Annotated in this window: 1 pseudogene; it reads right to left on the reverse strand. The window is 45.5% G+C overall.

The features are described 5' to 3' along the window. Nucleotides 1-1,637: pseudogene (locus tag ASL19_RS17920) on the reverse strand (hypothetical protein); the annotation flags it as partial. Nucleotides 1,638-1,925: the final 288 nt, after the last annotated feature.

Consider the following 1,925-nt stretch of genomic DNA (forward strand, 5'->3'; position numbering starts at 1 on the left):
CTGCTCACACTACTGCTGTCCCCTCCATAACCAGATTCACCCCAGGTAACAACAGAGCCATCGCTTTTTAGCGCCGCAAATGCACCATAAGTGGAGAAAATCTGGGTGACACCGGATGTGAGACTGCTGCTCACACTACTGCTGTCCCCTCCATAGTCAGACCGCCCCCAGGTAACAACAGAGCCATCGCTTTTTAGCGCCGCAAATGCTCTAAAATTGGAGAAAATCTGGGTGACACCGGATGTGAGACTGCTGCTCACACTACTGCTATTCCCTCCACTACCAGACGGCCCCCAGGTAACAACAGAGCCATCGCTTTTTAGCGCCGCAAATGCATACCATGTAGAAAAAATCTGGGTGATGCCGGAAGTGAGACTGCTGCTCACACTACTGCTATTCCCTCCACTACCAGACGACCCCCAGGTAACAACAGAGCCATCGCTTTTTAGCGCCGCAAATGCATACAATGTGGAGAAAATCTGGGTGACAGAAGTGAGACTGCTGCTCACACTACTGCTGTTCCCTCCCCAATCAGAGTGACCCCAGGTAACAACAGAGCCATCGCTTTTTAGTGCCGCAAATGCAAGTTCATTGGAGAAAATCTGGGTGACACCGGAAGTGAGACTGCTGCTCACACTACTGCTGTTCCCTCCATAACTAGAGTCACCCCAGGTAACAACAGAGCCATCGCTTTTTAGCGCCGCAAATGTAAAACCATTACCAAACTCATGCCGTGTCCTATGGTATAGACTCTTTGCAATACTTCCCCTAACCACAGTCCCCGGTGCCACATCGTTATCCAAGATGGTGCCAGTCACCGCACCACTAGTACCCAACGCATATCCCGCCCCTGCTGCCAAGGTTAGTGCCACAGTTTCATTCCCATCACTAACCACATCTGAACTGGGGTCTAAACTGAGAATAACTACTCTAGACCCTGCTGCAAAGGTCACACTACCGGTAGTAGTGCTAAAGCTGGTGGCTCCCCTTTGCACGTAGTCGTCATTTAAGGTGGCACTTCCACTTACGTTAAAGTTGACAGTTAGGGAATTGGTTGTATCTCCAGTGCGATTAAATACATAAAATAGATTTTGGGGTCCATCTTCTGTAACTGTGCTGGGTGAAGTGAGGGATAAACTCACTGTGGAGTTGTTATACTCTACCTCTAGCTTTTGACCATTTACCTCTAACCAACCTTTATCATCCTCATTTCTCAATTCCGCTAATACATTGGCAGACAAATCTTCACCCTGCACCAATGCCGCAAATATTGCTCCCTCATCCCCAGGGCTATCTACTTGATTAATCTGGGCATCTACATAGTGCCCTATTTCCTCTATAATTACTTTACTAATAGCTTCTACATTACCAATCAGGTTACTAGATAAATAAATTCTATTTTCCTTCTTGGAATAGGCTCCCTTTCCACCACTTAGAACGGTACTATCAACTATTTGTATGGATGGTAAATCATTAAAGTCCCCTTTTTGCCACTTTCCTCTTAATAACTCAGCGATGGTGCGATTATAGCTTGTTCCAAAAGCACCATCCATTGACTGCCAGAACTTATCTGACAGGGAGAATGCCTGTAAGCTATCAGTTATGATGCTAAAAACCTTCTCTCCAATAAGTTTCATGGCAGGGTCACCCTACAATTATATGCCACCAGTTTATCATGACAAAAGATAAATTGGCAACAGTTTTAGATTGAATGATAAGAATATTTTATGATCTGACTTTTATTGGTATAAATTAGGTTGGTTAAAAGGAATAGTAACCCGGAGACTGTCTGTGGGGGAGACCGGCCTCAAAGCTCAAGTCGGTTTAAAACCGACTAGTTTTGTCGTGGGTAATCGTAGGTTGGGTTGAAGAACGAAACCCAACAAACCAACCGGATATATATAAATGCGATTGACTCCATACAG

Source organism: Cylindrospermopsis sp. CR12, assembly GCF_001432185.1.
In the GTDB taxonomy this organism is placed as follows: domain Bacteria; phylum Cyanobacteriota; class Cyanobacteriia; order Cyanobacteriales; family Nostocaceae; genus Raphidiopsis; species Raphidiopsis raciborskii.